This is a genomic window from Gilliamella sp. CG22, assembly GCF_046635725.1.
In the GTDB taxonomy this organism is placed as follows: Bacteria; Pseudomonadota; Gammaproteobacteria; order Enterobacterales; family Orbaceae; genus Gilliamella; species Gilliamella apicola_I.
Genome location: NZ_JBIDFK010000002.1, coordinates 19023 through 40515, shown reverse-complemented (window position 1 = coordinate 40515; position 21493 = coordinate 19023). Strand labels below are relative to the sequence as shown.

Genomic DNA, 21493 nt, shown 5'->3' with positions numbered 1-21493 from the left:
TATAATAAACATTAAATTTATATTTAGTCAAAGTTTTATTTGTGCATCCGTAATTTACATTTCTTTGTTAATCCAAACAATTTTTAGGGTTAGCTAAGACTTTTGATAACAAGATTTTTCTAATTTATTAATTTATCACTTAATTTATTTTCTGTTTTGTTAAAAAAGTATTTCTATTAAGCAGATAGTTGGTGTGATCAAATCGGTTTTAATATTTGGGCACTTGATGATGTTTTAATTTTATTCGGTCTAGATATTTCTATTACCAGTAATTTTATTGATATTAATTAGGTAAGTTATAGAAATTTTTATGTTTTTTGGGGATTAAAGTGAATGAGTAGAAAGCTCATAAGTTGACAAAGATTGAAAAAATTAATTTTTAAGATCCTAGCTTACCTATTGATGATATATTTCAGTAAACTAGGATCTTATCTTTACAACAAAACAGAATTAATTGATCAAATTAATCTATTCATCTTTTGCATTAGTGGACTTTCCATTAATTAGACCATGATTAACGATTTTATCAGATAAATTGTCAGTAATAATTTCAGCATTAATCACACCATGCCAATCATTGAGAAAATGATTACCCGCTAATTTAATCTCTCTTTTCGAAATCACATTGCCTTGGTTGTATGTATAATTAGAATTAATAGTTAACTGATCACCAGCTTCAACCTCACCAAAGTTTTCCATATTTGTTATAACATTCAGATCAATATTTTCAGCTTTAATTGAACCAAACCAATCATTTTTTAGGTTGTGACTGACTACTTTTACTTGTTGGTTAGCCAATAATTCACCATTGTTATTAAAATCATTCAGGTTAATATTCATTGTATCATTCGCTATTAATTTATTACGGTTATCAAATCTATTACCTGTGATTTCAATGTTATTTGAATTTATTTCACCAAGCCAATCATTTTTGAAATTATTGCTATTAATTAATAATTTGCCTTCAGTTAAGAGCTTAGCTTGATTGTAAGCGTTTTCGACATTGACATTCAGCTCAGAATTAGCAAAAACTTGATTGTAATTGTCAAATTTTGCACCTACCAACGTAATATTATTAGCTTGTACTTCGCCTTTCCAATCATTTTTGAAGTTGTCACTCGTTATAGATAAATCATTTTTTGCCAATAATTTACCTTGGTTGTAAACATTCTTAACATCAATATTGAGCAAGTCATTGGCATTCATTTCGTTATAATTAATAAATTCACCCGTTTCGTTAACTTGATCATTGTTGGTTTTAATGTTCACAAGATTTATTTGATCAGCATTAACTTTACCGTTCCAATCATTTTTAAATGAATCAAAAGATAGATTAATTTTGAAACTTGGTGTTTCTGAACTTTTAGAATGTGGTGAAGGTTCGGGTGAAATTGATGATAAAATTCCTTGATTATAAAGTATTCCTTTTACGGCGATATCGATGGATTGTACACCATTAACAGCACCATAATTTCTAAAATTATTGCCTTTTAAATCAACGATTTTCGATTGCATTGTACCATTCCAATGATTAAAAACATCATCACTAATAACATTCATATTTTCTATTGATGCTAACACACCGTTATTGGATAACATTTTGGAATTTATGGATAATTCTTTTTGCGATCGAATCAGACCTGTTGAATGATTTTGAATGTTCTGACTTGCTAGCGTTAATTTATTATCTGAGGTTAACGTATTAATATTATTTATATCTACAACGTTAATGATCAAGTTGTCAGTTGCATTAATTTCTTTATAATTTTCTAGATTTTTTCCTACAAGTTCAATATGTTTTGACTGAATCACACCAAACCAATCATTTTTGATTTGATCAGTGAATATCGCAAGAAATTCTCCCGCAGTTATATCACCAGCATTCTCAGCATATGATCCACGAATGTTCATTTTTTCAGCCGCATTGATTTTACCTACGTTTTTAGTGTGTTTTGCCAATAAGCTAATTGTATTGGCACTCACTTTCCCAGTCCATGTACTAAGAAATTCATTACTTTCTGAATTAAGAGTATTTCCTGCTGATAATTTATTTTCGTTGGCAACCAATTTAAATGCTTTTAGATTGATATCTTCTTTTGCTTCAACAGTACCATAATTTTTTATCTCTGTTTTTCCCACCAGTTCGACATTTTTTTGACTGGCAATTGTGCCATGATTTTCTAATTGTTCACTGTTTAATGAAATGTCTTCTAAAGCGTTAAGGTTACCACTTACGGTATTTAAAATTTTGCCATTTGCTAATATATCTATTGTTCCTGCACTGGCCATAAGTACCCCATTATTACGAACACCTACCCCTGCTTCAGTACCGACCATCTTAATTTTTCCGGCATACATTCCACCTAACGCTGATACATCCAGTGCAAATTCAGGTTGTTCAGTATTGGTGGTTGAGGCGACTTTTTCAATACTTTTCAGATCTGCCCCCACAATCACTTGACCTGTCACAATATTGATTTCTTTATTAGCCCATAACTTGGCATTGACATTTACACTGCGTGCAATTAAATCGGTATAATCTTGCCCTGAATTTTTTAACCCATCCCCTGTAATGGCTATCTCACCTTTTTCCACTTGATAACCAATCAATTTTCCATCATTCATTATCGGTTTACCGGTGGTTAAGGTTGCCCGGTCTGCATTAATAAAACCACAACCATTACAGGTTATGCCGGCCGGATTAGCGATAATCACTTGGGCTTTTTGTCCAGCCACCTCGATATAACCATTTAATTGGCTGATATTTTGCGAATTCACTTCGTTTAATATTACCTTGGCGCTATTTTGTAGTGATGCATTACCATTAATATTACCAGCTAATTGTGTTTGGCTACCATCACGAGAGTTATTTAAAATGACACCATTTTTTGATACGTCAAATTGGGTATATTTATTATGGGATACGCCATTATTGCTTGGTGCTGCGATATCAATTTGTGTTACACCGTTTGGTAAACCTTGAACGGTTGGACGTTGTTCTTGGCTGGCATTTTGATCAACAGCGATATTATTTGCGTAACTAGATTCAACAATACTAACCATACCAAATGCAATATAGGATAAAAATACTAAGGGTTTTAACATACAGGATTGATCTTTTTGCTTACAATACCCTTCCATTTTTTTTGTGGTTTGATTATGACTAGCCATGACTTGATGAGATTTAACTATTTCAGAAACCACAACAAATAATCCACGAACTTTATTAAAAACGATGCGATAAAAATTTTTATTCATAGTATTTTTCACCTTGTATCTAATGCTGATGTCTGAAAACAAAAGCATATTAAGTTATTAAAAATTAATTAAATTTATAAAAAAAATTAATATCCTTTTATTAACAAGCAAAGATATTAATGGGTTACTACAACTTGAAAAAAATATACAAATTCTGTCATTCGGGTATTTATGGGGATTTTCTATTAACCAACAGAAGATTAATTAGTTTTGATTATCATCAATTTTATGTCGTTAACATGAATAGTTTGACCACTGACTCAATATTTAAAAATTGACGTAAAAAGAACAGTATTTCAAATCACTCATTGGATCTTATTAACAAATAGCTATTGGTTAAATATTGTTTTTATTTGATATATAAATGTAAGTTAATCTTATTTAACATGACTAATAAATATCAAAAAAACAAATAATACTGGAACTGATTGATTTCACAATGGTGTGTCTTTTATTGATTGATGTGAAATTGTGCCTATACCACAAGGCATTCATTGGATAAATAAAGTGTACTATATAAACATTTATTTGAGGTTCGGTCAAAGACTTTATTAAATTATTTTATATATTATTGAAAGAATTTAATTCAATTTTAATTTAAATCAAAAAAATTTAACTTTAGTAAATTTTTATATCAATGTTTTGCGATTTTAATGTTTATTTTTTTAATAAGATGAAAAAATTAGTTTCTAATTAACCATTATTTTTACTTTACTACGTTTTTTCGACATTTATTGCTTTTTAAAGAATAGTGGTGGTTTTAGGGGTAAAAATTTATATGAACAGCATCTAAAAACAGCAATGTTAGAGAAAAGAAGAATTCCATTTGGTCACAATTTTTTTAAGATAGCTAACATTAAAGAGCAGGTTAAATCGGTTTCTATTTTCAGTATATGATTATTTAAATTTCGAAAAATAGACCCTGGTTTTCTAATTTTTTATACATAGAAAACCAGAATCTTAAGTTATAAACAACTGTTCAAGTTAAAAAACATTAGCAATCCATAAGTTATAGTTGATTTTCATCATTTATAATTCCTGTTATTAATCCATAATTCTCAATGTGATTCACTTTCGTTTTAATGTATTTTGCATTCATCACAGCTTTCCAATCATTTCTAAAATAATCAGCATATAACCAGATGTGCATATCAGAATCAACTCGTCCGTAATTATAAAAATTCTTTGTCACAATATTCATTAAATTACTTGTTTCAAATTTTCCATAATTCGATAACTGAGTCGAAAGAATATCTAGGTTTTCAGCTTTAATCAAACCATACCAATCATTTTTAAAATTGGTGCCGCCTATTTCTAGATCTCCAAATGTAAATAAAGTCTTGTTATTGTAGAAATCATTAACGTTGATAGTTATATATCGATTAGCTTTTATTTCGTTCATGTTGTTCATTTTTCCACCGGCGATATCCAGTTTATCGGCATCAACATGACCTGCCCAATCATTTTTAAAGTCTGCACTATATATACCAATATGATTATTAGATGTGAACCGACCTTGATTGTAGATGTTGTTAACAATGATTTGTAGATCATTAGTCGCATTAAAGGTACTATGATTGTCCAGTTTATTAGCAAATATTGTCACTAAATCAGCTTTAACAAGACTTTCATTTCCTTCATTTGAAAAATATGAGGTATTAATATCTAAATTTTCATCAGATAATAACTTAAATTTGTTATATAACTGTTTAACATCGATTTTTAGGGAATCTTGAGCAGTTATCAAACCTTTATTTTCTAATGTTGTACCGGATAGATCAATTTTGTCAGCGCTTATTGAAGCATTCATCTCATTTTTTAGTTTGTCACCCTGAATGCTTAATTCATGTTTCGCCAATATCTTCCCTTGGTTATAAAAATCCTTAGATTTAATTTTAATTTGATCTTTTGACTGTATCGAACCAAAGTTAGAAAAACTTTCATTGACGATCTGTTGGTCGAAATCAATTAAATTAGCGTTGATTGTTCCTTGCCAATCATTTTTAAAATTCTTATTCTGATTTACTTTTAGAGTTTTTATTGCATCAAATTGACCATTATTGTAAAAATCATTACTTTCAACGATTATTTTACTGGATGAGTATACCGAACCTTTATTTTCAAAATAATCATTATTGGCATATAATTCACCGACTTTTATTTTGCCAAAAGCGGTATTAATAAAGTCACTACCCACTTCATAAAAATAGCCTACATCGATAAGACCTTCGTTAACACTTTTATGTGGATTTATTAACTTGAAATAATCAGCTATTATTTTGCCATTGATGCCATTGTTATAGTTTATTTCAGCAGATATATCCAATGCGCCAGTTAAAATTGTACCATCAGAATCGAAATTTTGTGTTATAACTTCCGCATCATAAGCGTTTATTATTCCGTCTTTTTTGTTAGAAAATTCTATACTATTAATCCTGATTTCGTTTCTTCCCACTAATTCATTAAAATTCGTGATACTTTTAACATTCATAGTTAATCTATTGTCGGCAACAAGTTGACCATAATTGACAAATTCGTCACCAAAAATTTTGATATTATTTGATTCAATTTTGCCTTTCCAATCATTTTTGAATTTTCTACTGTTTATAGTGACTTCTTTTTTAGCAGCTAATTTTTTATTATTTTCAAACTGATTTGCGAGCAGATTAATTGTGTCATTTACGTTAATATTGCCTGTATTTTTTGCCATATTCGCATTAATTTTTAGATTTTGCGCTTTTATATTTGCTGAATAACTATTATCAAACTCTTTACTCGTTGTTGTAATCTGTTTACCCGAAGATATTAATCCTTGGTTACCAACCCAACTTTCTGCATTAAGCGTGATATCACCTTGCGCATTTAATCTATCAACATTTTTTATTTCTGCTTTACTGGATAATACAATGTTTTTTGAACTTTCAATTGTTGAATGGTTTTCAATTCCACCATAAGTCGTTTTGAATTCAAGGTTTTGCGCTGAACTGATATAACCAGCATTAATTACTTTGCCATCGTTGGTTACAGTTAATGTTCCTGCATTTGCCAATAACGTCCCATTATTTCGTACCCCAACGCCATGTTCTGTCCCAACCATTCTAATTTTATCCGCATACATGCCCCCTAATCTTGAGACATCTATGCCAAACTCGGGTTGTCCAACGTGATTATCAAAGCCTTGTGTATCAATATGTTTTAAATCCGCGCTAACTTTTGCTTTACCCGTTATGACATTGATTTCTTTATTTGCCCATAATTTAGCATTGATATTGACACTTCGAGCGATCAGATCACTATAATCTTGTCCGGTATCATTTAGACCATTACCTGTAATTTGAATATGACCTTTTTCGACCAAATAGCCTTCTAGGTTACCATTTGTTACAATCGGTTTACCGGTTGTTAACGTGGCTCTATCTGCATTGATAAAGCCACAATTATCACAGGTAATCCCAGCTGGATTAGCGATTATCACCTGTGCTTTTTGTCCGGCGACTTCAATATAACCATTTAATTGGCTGATATTGTTAGAATTAACTTCATTTAAAATGACTTTTGCGCTGTTTTGTAATAGTGGATTACCATTGATATTTCCTGCTAGTTGTGTATTCGTGCCACCAGTAGCATTATTAAGAATCACACCCTTTTTTGACACATCAAATTGAGTATATTTATTATGAGACACACCGTTTCTACTCGGTGCAACAATATTGATTTGTGTTGTACCATTTTGTAATTCCTTAACAACAGGACGTTGATTTTGATTGGCTAAGGGATCAACCACAATAACTTTTGCATAAGTTGTACCAACAATACTTACCATACCTAATGCAATATAGGATAAAAATGCAAGTGGTTTTAATGTGCAATATTTTGTATCGTTATTTGAATTCTGTTTAATATCCGTTTTTTTAGCTTTTCGGCTGCAACGTGATATCGCCTGATGTGATTTTACAATTTCAGATACCACAACGAACAATCCACGAGTTTTATTAAAAACAATGCGATAAAAATTTTTATTCATAGTATGTCTCACCTTTCATAGATCTACTCTTTTTTACTCAAAAAGAATCGGAATTTTCTTAAAAACCAGTCATTTTATAAAAATCAATTTATTCTATAATCAAGGCATAAATTAAGATTACTGGTTTACAAAATGACTAATATCAATTAGTTACTACAATGAAAAAATGACTACAGTGTAATTAACAATCTGTTAATTGAATTGAATCAAATCCAATTAATATCAATAGTTAATATAACTTTTTACTGCAAAATGTAATGTGAAATTAAGCTCATATCCATTAGTCATCGTTTTGTATAAGTTATCGATAGTTAACTTTCATAAAATAGGACTATTCAAATAAGGTTAATTCAAGTTATAAAAAGGAAATCTAATAGAATCTAACAACCTGTATAGCGAAATTAGATGGCTATTCTTTTATGGCTGACTGAATGCTTACAATCAACAAAAATAGTGACCTTTTTAATGTTATGTATCTTATCTTGGTGGTAAGAGTTAAGACTTTTCCGCGATTAATAAACACTTAAAAAAACTGTAATCAATTTATTAATATTTGATCGTTTTATCATCAGTTTACAAAGTAATGATAAAACCCATGATTATGCGGTTTAGATAAGATAACTTATATATAATAATCTTTAAATAAACTTTCAGTCAAAGGTTTATTTAAAATATCTTCATTAGCTTTACAAAAAATTTTTTTAATTTTTCTTCATTAACTAATGCATTAATTATTATGGAGTTATTTAATTGATTTAATTTAGTACTTTATTATTGTTTATTGAAAACAATAATAAGTACTAATTTATTGTTGGCTAAATGATAGGTAACACTAATAAGTCCAATTTAAATAGAATCCAAGTGTTAAATGATTAGTATTAAATTTGTCAGGTTTATGTAGGGGCACGCCAGCAAACATATCATAATAAAGACCAAAGTGACGTCCTCTAATTCCGATAGCCGAACCGACTAATTTTTTACCCGTCAGATTTTCGGAATTTCCCCCAAATACACCACCGGCATCCAGTCCTAAATATAATTGCTGGTTTAGTGGCGTATACCATATTAAATCATTGCGAATAAACCAGCCATTATCGGCACTTAACATCTCTTCACCATCAAATCCTCGTACCGTCCAACGACTACCAATCGAAAATCGATCCGGTGCAGTTAATTTATTACGTCGAGTGTATTGTCCTTGTGAATCAAGGCTGTATCCAAAATTTTGATTACCGAGTTTAAAAGGCACATAAACGGATAAATTAGCATTAATGATATCGGTTAAAGCACTACCGATTTCAGATTTTTCTTCAAATGCTTTTTGTGCGCCAAACCAACGTACGCCTTTTTGATAAGATGCACCTGCATAAACAACGATATTATCGAAGTAGTGACTATGCTGTAAGCCAATTCGCCAATTGCTTGTTTTGCGCCGCTGAATTTCGATTTCGGTATCATTGATGAAATTGTGAGACTCTCTTAAATTGATGCCATAACTTAATATTGTTTTTTGCGCTTCATTACGGTGCAATACTCGGCTAATTTGAAAATTATAATATTTACTTCGTCCTTTATATTGATAATCGACCACATCCGAAATTTTTTGATTATAGGTATTTGAATACATCGAGGCATCAAAAAGCCAATAACCAAATGGGACAGAATAGGCAAATAGATAATTTTTTGAGCCATAATCGTCCACTCCCTCTAAATTATGTCCACCAGAAACATAAAAACTGTCACTGAGACCAAGTGGATTATCCAAATAAAGTGTAAGCCCACCTTGATAGCGACCCGTACTTTTTGATCCCGAATTATCTAACGATAATCCTATTCGCCAATATTTCGATTGTTGACGTTGGATAACAATATCTGTTTCACCGGCCTCTTCTCCTGGTAATAATTGGATTTGAGCACTGGCAGTTGGAATTCGCTGAAAATTTTCAAGTCCTTGTTCGATAGCGCGTAAGTTAAGTAAATCCCCTTTTTTTAATGGCATATTACTTGTTAAATTGGCTCTGGTGTCACTATCTGATGAATAAAAAATATTTCTTACCGTTCCTTTCAGCAACAATAAAGTAAATGTTCCTGAATTAAGATCTTGTTGAGGCGCCAAAACCCGTGTTGTGATATAGCCATAACTAATAAGCTGATTTTGTAATTCCGTCATCAGTAAATTTAAACCTTTGCCACCCAAGCAACGACCTTCCGCTTGTTTGGCTAACGTATTTAACGGTATGGTAATTGGAAAGGCATCACGTTCTAACAATTCAACATGTTGAATCGGAAAACAAAATTCCTCTTCAGGAAAATTGATCGTCTGAATTTTTTGTAAAGGTGACATTAAACTTACATTAGGTGTTTTAGTTGACAATGCCTCTTCTGTTGCTTTTTGTCTTTCTTGTTGGTAGATCAGCTGCTGATCACTGATCTTTCGTTCTTGTGCTGTCGGTAACTGCTCAGCAAATACGTTATTTGAAAAGATAAAACTTATTACTACAATTAACAATACTCTGATTTTCATCATTTTTCCTATTATTGTATTTTAGTTTGCGCTAATGTTAATTCGATAATCGAATTTAGTCCATAAAAAAATAGACATGCGTTAAAAATAATCAGTTCAATCGTTAAAATCTTTTCTAAATAAAAGAAAATATATTAGGATATATCAGCATGAAAATTTGAAATAAATCGTTTGAAATCTCGCAGGCAATATTTTGATTATACTAATTGATAATTATGATTCTTTTACGTTTAATATTTATGATTATCTTTGTCGAGCTAAAGCCAAAGTTAAAGTGATTAAAAATAATGAGATGACAATTGACCAATTGAAAAAATTGAACTTTTCTAAAATTGTTCTCTCACCAGGACCGGGGAGTCCTAGCAATGCAGGAATAACTCTTTCCGTTCTAGCTGAATTCAATCGTAGCTGCCCAATATTCGGGATCTGTTTAGGACATCAAGCAATAGCACAGTATTTTGGATATGAGATTGTCAAATCTCCGCAACCAATGCACGGTAAACTCGATAATATTAATCATGATGGTCAAGGAATCTTTACTGGAATTGACAATCCACTGACGGTAGTGCGTTATCACTCTTTAATGGTAATGGATAATTTATTACCTACATCATCACCACTCATTGTCACCGCACGAAATAAACAAGGATTGATTATGGGATTACGCCATAAATATTTACCTATTGAGTCGGTACAATTTCATCCTGAAGCAATCAAAACAGATTGTGGTTTGCAAATCATCAAAAATTTTGTTCATCAATAGGATTTACATGAAAGTTCATATCGATTTTGAAGGTCAACATAAATATTTTTGCGATCCCATAAAAATATTAGCAACAACTAAAGTGTCATCCATAAAAAAATGCTTAGAAGAGATTGAATCATTTATTGCACAAGGATTTTATGCAGTAGGATATTTAGCCTATGAGAGTGCAATGGGCTTTAATCAGGCTAATCAAACCCAATCCAATCCGCCTCAAGATACCGATTTACCTCTACTATTATTTGGTATTTATGATAAATACTCATCTCACCCCCCTAAATCAATACCTCATTATCAGGCAGAACCATTAGTATTAAGCTGTGATACAACTATTGAAGAATATAATCAAAAAATTGATTTTATTCGTTCTCAAATTGAATTAGGAAATACTTATCAAACCAATTATACCATTCAATTTAAAGCGCCTTTTGACGGAAATCCGATTGATTATTACTATTTTCTTCAAAAAAATAATCAGGCAGATTATTGCGCTTATCTTGAACATGATGATTATCATATTTTATCGATTTCACCCGAGTTATTTTTTAGGATTGAAAATAAAACGATTACCACCAAACCGATGAAAGGCACGGTAGGACGAGGTTTGACTACACAACAAGATAATCAACAACGCCTTTTGCTGATGTCAGAAAAAAATCTAGCAGAAAATATGATGATTGTTGATTTACTTCGCAATGATTTAAGCCAAATTTCCAAACCCGGCACGGTTGTTGTACCAACGCTCTTTTCTGCTGAAAAATATCCAACCGTGTGGCAATTAACCTCAACTATTGAGGGGCAATTAATTGAAGATATTCATTTATTCGACATTTTTCGAGCATTATTTCCATGCGGTTCAATCACCGGTGCGCCAAAAGTTAGTACGATGCAAATTATCGCTCAAATTGAGAACACTGCTCGAGGGGTCTATTGCGGCACGATTGGATATATTGAACCATTTGGACATAAAATGGTATTTAACGTGCCAATTCGCACATTAACGATAAATCAGCAATATATGCATTATGGTGTGGGTGGAGGGATTACCTGGGATTCCACTTCGCAAGATGAATATAACGAAATTTTAATTAAATCAGCAATTTTAAATCGTACAATTACCATACCAGAATACATTATTGAATCACTGTTACTTGAAAATGGTCAGTTTTTTTTATTGGATCAGCATTTAACAAGATTAACTGATTCTGCAAGTTATTTTAATTTTGAGTGCAATATCCGTATCATTAAGTTAGCCCTAATGAATCTGGCAAACACCTATTCTAAAAATTTGTATAAAATACGGATTTTACTTAGAGAAAATGGGCAGTTTGAGATTAATCATAATAGTATTATCACGCCTTTGCAAATCGCCGAAATTGAGTTTGCTCCAAATTGTGTTAATAACCAGAATCTCTTTTTATACCACAAAACATCAATTCGGCATCATTTTCCGGCACTAACCCCTGCAAAAGAGTATATTAACTTTAATCAACATGACGAAATCACAGAGTTTGTTAATGGTAATATCGCGTTATTGGTTGATAATCAATGGGTAACCCCCAAAATCACCTCTGGCTTACTGGCGGGGACAATGCGGCAATTTTATTTGGAATCAAAACAATTAGTTGAAAAAACACTGACTAAAAAAGATGTATTATACGCTGAAAAAATTGCATTCATTAATAGTGTTCGCAAATGGGTGGAAATTGATGATAAAGTTTTTAACCACTTCAAACAACAATTAAAAAACGCAATGATATAAAGGTAACGATTTCGCCAACTCAATGGCGAAATGTTATCGAATCACTTAACGTATTATCAAGGTGGCAAAGTCACGCTCTTCATCCTGCCAACCTTTCGATAATGCATTGACTAATGCGGCATAGCCATTATTTTTTAACGCTATACGATGTTCAAAAAATTTTGTTTCAATATTATCTTTACTATCTTTAACAACCCAACGCCCTTTTATTATCGCATCGCCGGTGTAACTGCCATGAAATCCATCAATAAATAGTTTGACGGTCATTGTTGGGGTAGTAATTGCTTTGGTTGAAACTAAATAATGAGGTAAAAAAATCGCTAAATCTTGTTCTAAACGATCACCAAGTTGTTGTGAAAGCGATGATCCCCATAAATTGTTTGAGGCCGTAACAAACTGAATATTATCCGTTTGCAAGACAATCCCTTGTTTGTTTAAAAAACTAGCTACATCTATGGATTCAATCCATATAAAACCATGCGCTGAATTCAAGGTTTGTGAACGTTGATTTTGTAAATGACTCTCTAATTGAAAGTAATGTTTTTCAGCGGTTCCTGAAGAACAGCCAACTAATGTCGTTAATAATGCCATAATCCCAATTGTAAAAATGCGATTTATTATGCTTTTCATTATTTTTTACCTTTTGCTTTGGGTTCCAAATCTTGTTTAACAGGTGCAGAGAATATTAAAGCATTGCTTTTATCATTCAATGTGCTTAACAATGGCGTTAACTCATCCATCATTTGTTGAATTTTTTGCAAACTCTCTTTTATTTGATTATTCATTTCTGAACCAGGTTGTAATTCTTTCATTGTATCGTTCAATGAGCGTAACGCTTTTTGCAGATCTTTTGGCATCGTTTGCATCTCTTTGCTTGCCATGATCTTATTCAACGAATTCATTAAACGCTCACTCGATGCCAATGATTGATTAAACTGATCCATTGTTTTATTCAGTGGTAAATTATTGAAGTTATCTAATAATTGTAAAATTTTAGCTTGTATTTGTGCTATGCCTGTTGAAGTAGTGTCGATGGTATCATAACCATATTGCACAGCTGTTTTTTCATTGTATTCATTTTTTAAATCAGGGTAAAAATCCAAATCAATATACAGCGCACCCGTAAATAAATTTGATGTTTTAAGCGAAGCTCTTAAACCATTTTTTTGTTCTTCCATGATCTGCTTTGCAATATCGATTTTTTCATCCACTAAATCGGATAAACGATCAGGCTCAATCTTAATTAAGACCGGTACTTTTTGATTCAGTATTGACGATTCATTTAACATGTCTATGGTATAAAATGGCACTTTGCTAACCGTACCGAGTCTTATTCCATGATACTCAACCGGTGCGCCAACATTTAGCCCCGATATGGAATCTGAAATCATAATCAGGAACTCTTTATATTGAGTGTATTGAGATTCTTGTATCGACTTTTTATCATCGTATAATTGATATAATGCATACTGCTGTGCTGGAGCCCCTAATTTAGATCCGTCCGGTAAATCAAAACTGATTCCCCCAGATAACAGAACATCTAAAGAAGGAAAATTCAAACTTGCACCCATAGAAGAAAGTGTTAAATTAATTCCACCTTCTTTCCAAAATCTAACATTTTGTGTCACTAGCGCATCATAAGGCTCTTTGATGAAAATTTGATATTTCATTTTACGCGCTTCAACATCAAACAACGAGGTTTCTACATTCCCTACCCGATAGCCTCTAAACATCACTGAAGCACCACGCGGTATCATTCCGCTTTGATCACTTTCTAAATTTAACCGAATACCCTTAATACTAGGATCGGATATGGGTGGCGAATCGGACAATTCAAACGGATCGTTTTTAAAGCTATGTTTATCATTTCCTGCGACTAATTCAATATAAACACCCGATAAAATCGTACCTAATCCCGTAACTCCATCACGCCCTATTTCTGGTTTAACCACCCAAAATATGGAGTCATTTTTAAGCAAAGGCTCCATATTTTTATAGATTCGTCCTTTGATGACAACTTGATTATAATCATCCGATAACGTCACTTGATCTATTATGCCTACATCAACACTACGATTTTTAATCACCGTTTTTCCGGCAACAATACCGCTAGCATCTTTTGCCAGCAAAGTGAAGGATGTACCTCTATCAGCAAAATGAGAGTAAATTATCCAAAGCCCAACAATTACAGTAACAATAGGGATAATCCATATTGCTGAGATAGCTCTGATTTTGATAATTTTTGCTAATCTATTTGAATTTGTCATATGTTTCCTATAACGCTAATTTCTAATTGGTCTACGATCCCAAATTAATCGAGGATCAAATTTTTGCGATGCAATCATTGTCACAATTACGACGGTGGCAAAAAATACAACACCAATATCTGGATATACCCCCATCATTTGTTGATTTCTAACTAATGAACACACGACAGAAACCACAAAGATATCAATCATTGACCATTTACCTATAAATTCGACAGCACTATATAATTTTTTCATTCTCAAACAATTTTGTTTATTTTTTCGCTTAACCGCTAAGGCAAAATAACAAAGCCAGCTAAGTGAAATAATTTTCAAAATTGGAATAACAACACTCGCTGTAAAAATAATTAACGCAACAGGAACATCACCCGCTTGCCACATATAGATGACCCCATCCATAATGGTTGAAGTCGATGATGAACCAAATACAACCGTTATCATAATGCCATATAAATTTGCTGGAATATAAATTAGTAATGAAGTTGTTAGTAATGCAATCGTCCATTGTATTTTATTACGGTTTCGAATCTGACTTTTCTGCTTGCATCGAGGACATTTAGCATACTCAAAAGGAACAATAGCCTGACAACAGCTACATAACTTTAATTTTTGACTGATTGCCGTTTTACCTGTTTTTAATTCGCCTTTAGCAAAATTATTTGTTTTAATCTCATTCCAAATTGCATCCGGAGAAAAAATAACTAACGCTTTTATATAAAAAAAGGCGAATAAACAAAAAGCCCAAAATGAACTGGTTACGCCGATATTACCGTAACTCATCAACTTAACAAAGCTAACCAGTACCCCTGTTAGAAATATTTCTGGCATGCACCAGTGTTGAAATCTTTCGTATACAACTAACAGATCTCTTTTGCGATATTTTGAAAGCTCTATTTTAGAGCAAAGTAGCGCAATAATTGCTAAATTAATAACGGGAAAAAGCAATACAAACACGACAAAAAGCGCCGAAATATAACTGTAATTATCATCAAATAGTGTTTTAGGTATATCAATAACACTCACGCCATTAAAATTACCGACCAGACGAATATCAATAAATATAAAATGACTTGCTGCGATAATCATTATCAATGCACATATGGCGTAGATCATCGCTTTAAACTTCATATCTGCATTATTTTTAGCTAAGGTTGTATTACAACGAGGACATACCGCCTTATGTTTCAAAAGAATATCAGATAGCTCTACAACCAAATCGCAATTTGGGCACAATTCATATTCATTACATTGTTTATCAATGGTCATTATTTCCCTTTATGTAAGCGCTAATGAGATATGTAAAAAAAGTTAAGTTTAGCATAACATTTAAGTCTAAAGCTTTAAACAATTTGATCGACAAAAAATCGACTTCAATAAGATTAACTTAATCCGCATATGACTTATTAATCGCATTAAACTCACAGTAATAAATACCATTTTGCAGGAAAAACGAGCAAATAATATCCAATTTTTACCTTATTTACTTTCTATTTTTTCAATTATTTTTTTTGATAAACAAATTCATTGGTTTTTATTTGTCTCAATGTATTGCTGGCTAACACTTATCTCGAATTGAACTAAACTATCTCTATTTTTAGTCCCTCACTTAAGTCTAAATTAGCGCATGAATTTAGTCGACATCATGAAAAAAAACATTTTATTATGTATCAGTTATTATCTATTTTATTTAAAGCAAAAAAAACTTGATACTGTATAACAATACAGTATAATACCACCCAATATGCTAACTCAGTGGAATTTTATTATATGAACGAAAACAAACAACGTGCACTTTCAGCAGCATTAAGTCAAATCGAAAAACAATTTGGTAAAGGTTCTATTATGCGTTTAGGGGATACCCAAACGTTAGATGTTGATGCCGTCTCAACTGGTTCTTTAGGACTTGATATTGCATTAGGCATTGGTGGCTTACCAATGGGGCGAATAGTTGAAATTTTTGGACCAGAATCATCAGGTAAAACCACATTAACATTATCGGTTATTGCACAGGCTCAAAAAGAAGGTAAAACTTGCGCATTTATTGATGCAGAACACGCCTTAGATCCAATTTATGCAGCTAAATTAGGTGTACAAGTTGATGACTTATTAGTTTCACAACCCGACACCGGTGAACAAGCACTTGAAATTTGTGATGCATTAGTTCGTTCTGGCGCAGTTGATGTGATCATTGTCGACTCGGTAGCAGCATTAACACCTAAAGCTGAAATTGAAGGTGAAATGGGTGATTCGCATATGGGGTTACAAGCTCGTTTGATGTCACAAGCCCTGCGAAAACTTACTGCAAATATTAAAAATGCGAATTGTTTAGTCGTATTTATTAACCAAATTCGGATGAAAATTGGTGTGATGTTTGGTAACCCAGAAACCACAACTGGTGGTAATGCACTTAAATTCTATGCATCTGTTCGTTTAGATATCCGTCGTACTGGTGCAGTAAAAGAAGGCGAAGATGTGATTGGTAGTGACACACGAGTTAAAGTTGTTAAAAATAAAGTCGCAGCGCCATTTAGACAAGCTGAATTTCAAATACTATATGGCTGTGGTATTTCTAAAGATGGTGAATTAATTGATTTAGGTGTCAAACATAAATTAGTTGATAAAGCGGGGGCATGGTATAGCTATAACGGCGAAAAAGTGGGTCAAGGAAAAGCGAATTCAATTAAATTTTTACAAGAGCATCCCGAAATTGCCAATGAACTTGAAACTAAATTACGAGAACTATTATTAAATAGTCCTGCGGTTTTTTCTGATGAAGACGCATCACCAGAAGATGAAAGTTTTGAGTAATGAGCAAAAAACTCAATAAATCTATCTTAAATAAAGCTGTGCAATTACTTGCACAGCGTGACCATTCATCCTATAAATTAAATCAAAAACTAACACTATTTTTTGCCAAAAAAATCAAAAGTTCGGACGAAGAGTATCACGAACAATACCATCAACTTAGCTCAGAAATTAATGATGTTATTGAGTATTGTATTGAGCAAAATTGGATGAATGATGCCCAATATATTGAAAAATATATTACTATGCGAGCTAACAAAGGATATGGTAAATACCGAATTGCATTAGAACTTAAGCAACGAGGTTTACCAACCGACTTAAGCCGTGAAATTCTGAATAATTCAGATATAAATTGGTCTGAAATTGCTCACCAACAATTAATTAAAAAATTTAAACAAATTGATCCCAAAAATAAACCTTTGTGGTACAAAAACATACAATTCTTAACAACCCGAGGTTATACACAAGATGATGTAAAAAATGTGTACAGTTTGTTGACTTAAACTGGTAAAATATCTAAAATGTATTCAATCGAAGTTTGAACGATACCCTTTACGAATAAAGCTCACTAGGTCATTTTATTTTTTCCTTATTTACTTGTAATATTAGCTAGATTCACTGCAGTATAAAGAACATCTACTATTCAACTTTAGTTGTAACGGGTATATTACTATATTTAAATATCTATCATTTTTATATGGAAGCCTAAATGAAAAGCACTGCAGAAATTCGTCAAAATTTTCTTGACTTTTTCAATAGCAAAGGACACGAAATTGTAGCAAGTAGTTCCCTTGTTCCACATAATGATCCAACATTACTATTCACTAATGCTGGAATGAATCAATTTAAAGATGTATTTCTTGGTATAGATAAACGTCCTTATAGTCGAGCAACAACAGCACAACGTTGCGTACGCGCTGGCGGTAAACATAACGATCTTGATAATGTTGGCTACACAGCTAGACATCATACTTTCTTTGAAATGCTAGGTAATTTTAGTTTTGGTGATTACTTCAAACGTGATGCAATTCATTTTGCATGGGAATTATTAACCAGTAAAGAATGGTTTAATCTTCCAAAAGATAAGCTTACTGTGACTGTTTATGAAACAGATGACGAAGCTTATGCTATTTGGGAAAAAGATATCGGTATTCCAAAAGAACGTATTATACGAATTGGCGATAATAAAGGTGCACCTTATGCATCTGATAACTTTTGGCAAATGGGTGATACCGGCCCTTGTGGACCGTGTACCGAAATTTTTTATGATCATGGTGATCATTTATGGGGTGGACCGCCAGGTAGCCCTGAAGAAGATGGTGACCGTTTCATTGAAATTTGGAACATCGTCTTTATGCAGTTTAATCGCCATGCCGACGGTACCATGGAGCCTTTACCTAAACCTTCTGTTGATACAGGTATGGGACTTGAACGTATTGCTGCCGTACTGCAACATGTTAACTCTAATTACGATATTGACTTATTTAAACAGTTAATTAAAGATGCAGCTGAAATTATTCAAACTAAAGATTTAGAAAATAAATCTTTGCGAGTTATTGCCGATCATATTCGATCTTGTGCGTTTTTAATTTCAGATGGTGTGATGCCTTCCAATGAAGGTCGTGGCTATGTATTACGTCGAATCATCCGACGAGCAGTACGACATGGTCATATGCTTGGCGCAAAAGGAATATTCTTCTATAAACTGGTAAAACCATTAATTAACGTAATGGAAAATGCCGCAGTAGAATTAAATAATAATCGTGAACATGTTGAAAATACCCTGAGACTAGAAGAAGAACAATTCTTAAAAACATTAGAACGTGGTTTATTCTTACTTGATCAAGAATTAGCAAAAATTACAGGTCATGTTTTACCGGGTGATATTGCCTTTAAGCTTTATGATACTTACGGTTTCCCATTAGACTTAACGGCTGATGTCTGCCGTGAAAAAAATATCACGATTGATGAAGTCGGTTTTAATAACTGTATGGAAGAGCAACGAAAACGCGCGCGTGAATCAAGTTCATTTAGTGTTGATTATAGCAATGTGATTAAACTTGATGAGGTAACTGAATTTTTAGGTTATCAAGCAACAGAATCTTCCGCAAAAGTTATAGCGATTTTTAAAAATGGCCAAAAAGTTGACAGTATTCATGCCGGTGAAGACGCTATTGTGATATTAGATAAAACCCCTTTCTATGGTGAGTCTGGTGGTCAAATTGGCGATAAAGGTGTCTTAACCAATGCTAACCTTGAATACACCGTTTTTGATAGTCAGAAATATGGTAAAAGTATTGGTCATTTAGGGCAGATCGTAAAAGGATCCCTAAAAGTTGGTGATAATGTTACTGCAGCGATTGATGTTGAGCTACGTGAACGCATTCGTCGTAATCATTCTGCTACACATTTATTGCAAGCTGCACTGCAACAAATTTTAGGCAATCATGTCCATCAAAAAGGTTCATTAGTCAATGATAGCTATCTGCGTTTTGACTTTTCACATAATCAAGCCATAACAGCAGAGCAAATAACTGAAATTGAAAATCTGGTGAATCAACAAATACGTCGTAACTTACCTGTCGATATTGAGTTAATGCCAATAGATGAAGCTAAAAATAGAGGCGCTATGGCATTATTTGGTGAGAAATACGAAGACATTGTTAGAGTGCTAACAATGGGAGATTTTTCGATTGAATTGTGCGGAGGTACGCATGTTGATCGAACTGGTGATATAGGTCTATTTAAAATTACCTCAGAATCCAGCATTGCTTCTGGTGTTCGTCGTATTGAAGCTACAACAGGGCAAAATGCAATGGAGTACATACACCATGAATCCAATTTGTTAACGCAAATTGAACAATTGGTAAAAAGCGACAAATCTACAGTTTTAGTTCGTATTGAGCAATTGCTTGAACAAACTAAACAGTTAGAGAAAACCATAGAGCAATTAAATGCACAAAAAGCTAGCCAACAAAGTGCACAACTGCTCAATCAATGTGAAAACATTGGTAATAAAAATTTGCTAATCGCTAAACTTGATAATGTCGAAGCGAAACAATTACGCACAATGATTGATGATCTTAAAAATCAATTGAAGTCTGGAGTAATTGTTCTTGCTGCTGTTAATGGTGACAAAATTAATTTAGCTGCTGGTGTAACAAATGATTTAATTAATATTGTTAAAGCTGGCGAATTAGTATCTCAATTAGCATTAATGGTAGGTGGTAAAGGTGGTGGGCGGCCTGATTTCGCCCAAGCAGGTGGAATGGATCTTTCAGCGTTACCAGGAGCGTTATCTTCTGTGAAAAAGGAAATCAGTAATAAATTACAAGCTAGTTAGTGAGATAGATTCGATTGACTTAAAACAAGCCAACAGAGTTTGTCTTTTAAATCCATTATTGTGTTTATTGATGGACTAACGAAGCTACTTTTTATAACAGTTTGGATATATAAATAACTGAGAGTAGGAGATCGAATGTTAATTTTAACTCGGAGAGTAGGTGAAACACTAATTATTGGTGACGATGTTGTTATTACCATTTTGGGCGTGAAAGGCAATCAGGTCAGAATTGGTATTAATGCACCTAAAGAAGTTTCTATTCATCGTGAAGAAATCTATAACAGAATCCATCAAGCACAAAACAAGGCTGATGAGGTTTCTGAGCCTAAAGAATAGCAATATTTTGGGCACGAATTAAACAACTAGAACGCGTAAGCAAAAAAATGTTTGACTTATTTTTTGTAAACCGTAATATGTGCGCCACACATAATGATTTTGTTGTTCAGATAAAATCATGGTTGTTTTGGTGAGATGGCCGAGAGGCTGAAGGCGCTCCCCTGCTAAGGGAGTATGCGGTCAAAAGCTGCATCGAGGGTTCGAATCCCTCTCTCACCGCCATTTTTAAAAATTTAAAATATGCATCCGTAGCTCAGCTGGATAGAGTACCCGGCTACGAACCGGGCGGTCAGGGGTTCGAATCCCTTCGGATGCACCATTTTAACAAAATTCAAAATATGCATCCGTAGCTCAGCTGGATAGAGTACCCGGCTACGAACCGGGCGGTCAGGGGTTCGAATCCCTTCGGAT

General features: G+C 32.9%; 12 protein-coding genes and 3 tRNA genes. 9 read left to right on the top strand and 6 right to left on the bottom strand.

Annotated features, from left to right (window positions below):
* Positions 1-468: 468 nt before the first annotated feature.
* The 3 genes from ACGH46_RS01935 to ACGH46_RS01925 form a co-directional block, all read right to left on the bottom strand.
* A complete protein-coding gene (locus tag ACGH46_RS01935; protein WP_411603815.1) occupies positions 469-3258 on the bottom strand; it encodes a filamentous hemagglutinin N-terminal domain-containing protein in 2790 nt (929 codons plus the stop codon).
* Positions 3259-4267: 1009 nt separating this feature from the next.
* The gene (locus tag ACGH46_RS01930; protein ID WP_411603812.1) at positions 4268-7282 is read right to left on the bottom strand and encodes a filamentous hemagglutinin N-terminal domain-containing protein; all 3015 of its coding nucleotides are present in this window, start codon (positions 7280-7282) and stop codon (positions 4268-4270) included.
* Between the two features lie 832 nt (positions 7283-8114).
* Positions 8115-9806, bottom strand: a complete 1692-nt coding sequence (locus tag ACGH46_RS01925; RefSeq protein WP_411603810.1) for a ShlB/FhaC/HecB family hemolysin secretion/activation protein — start codon at positions 9804-9806, stop codon at positions 8115-8117.
* Positions 9807-9999: 193 nt separating this feature from the next.
* Here ACGH46_RS01925 and ACGH46_RS01920 point away from each other — a divergent pair, with 193 nt between their 5' ends.
* Positions 10000-10569: an anthranilate synthase component II gene (locus ACGH46_RS01920; RefSeq protein WP_411603807.1), complete on the top strand. Its 570-nt coding sequence runs from the start codon at positions 10000-10002 to the stop codon at positions 10567-10569.
* 7 nt (positions 10570-10576) lie between these two features.
* Positions 10577-12331: an aminodeoxychorismate synthase component I gene (gene pabB, locus ACGH46_RS01915; protein ID WP_411603804.1), complete on the top strand. Its 1755-nt coding sequence runs from the start codon at positions 10577-10579 to the stop codon at positions 12329-12331.
* A 45-nt stretch (positions 12332-12376) separates the two neighbouring features.
* Here the strand turns inward: pabB and ACGH46_RS01910 are convergent, their stop codons facing one another.
* From ACGH46_RS01910 to ACGH46_RS01900, 3 genes are read right to left on the bottom strand one after another with little or no spacing between them, the layout of a single operon-like run.
* On the bottom strand, positions 12377-12961 hold the full coding sequence (locus tag ACGH46_RS01910; RefSeq protein WP_411603801.1) for a membrane integrity-associated transporter subunit PqiC: 585 nt from the start codon (positions 12959-12961) through the stop codon (positions 12377-12379).
* Entirely contained in the window at positions 12961-14598 is a 1638-nt protein-coding gene (gene pqiB / locus ACGH46_RS01905; RefSeq protein ID WP_065559049.1) for an intermembrane transport protein PqiB, read from the bottom strand. Before pqiB ends, ACGH46_RS01910 begins: the two co-directional genes overlap by 1 nt.
* 15 nt (positions 14599-14613) lie before the next feature.
* Positions 14614-15864, bottom strand: coding sequence for a PqiA/YebS family transporter subunit (locus ACGH46_RS01900; RefSeq protein WP_411603799.1), 1251 nt, complete (start codon positions 15862-15864; stop codon positions 14614-14616).
* 501 nt (positions 15865-16365) lie between these two features.
* Here ACGH46_RS01900 and recA point away from each other — a divergent pair.
* The 7 genes from recA to ACGH46_RS01865 all read left to right on the top strand — a co-directional run bounded on the left by recA (position 16366) and on the right by ACGH46_RS01865 (position 21493).
* Positions 16366-17406 (top strand): recombinase RecA, encoded by a 1041-nt coding sequence (gene recA / locus ACGH46_RS01895; protein WP_267351741.1) that lies wholly within the window; start codon positions 16366-16368, stop codon positions 17404-17406.
* Positions 17406-17906 carry a regulatory protein RecX gene (locus tag ACGH46_RS01890; RefSeq protein ID WP_267377868.1) on the top strand — a complete coding sequence of 167 codons (501 nt, stop codon included), beginning with the start codon at positions 17406-17408 and terminating at the stop codon, positions 17904-17906. The genes recA and ACGH46_RS01890 overlap by 1 nt, the downstream gene beginning before the upstream one ends.
* A 206-nt stretch (positions 17907-18112) precedes the next feature.
* Positions 18113-20746, top strand: a complete 2634-nt coding sequence (alaS, locus tag ACGH46_RS01885) for an alanine--tRNA ligase (RefSeq protein ID WP_267377866.1) — start codon at positions 18113-18115, stop codon at positions 20744-20746.
* A gap of 135 nt (positions 20747-20881) precedes the next feature.
* Positions 20882-21082 carry a carbon storage regulator CsrA gene (gene csrA, locus ACGH46_RS01880; RefSeq protein ID WP_065559044.1) on the top strand — a complete coding sequence of 67 codons (201 nt, stop codon included), beginning with the start codon at positions 20882-20884 and terminating at the stop codon, positions 21080-21082.
* A 129-nt stretch (positions 21083-21211) separates the two neighbouring features.
* Positions 21212-21304: transfer RNA gene (locus ACGH46_RS01875), tRNA-Ser, on the top strand.
* 20 nt (positions 21305-21324) lie between these two features.
* Positions 21325-21401: transfer RNA gene (locus ACGH46_RS01870), tRNA-Arg, on the top strand.
* A 21-nt stretch (positions 21402-21422) separates the two neighbouring features.
* A tRNA-Arg gene (locus ACGH46_RS01865) sits at positions 21423-21493 on the top strand.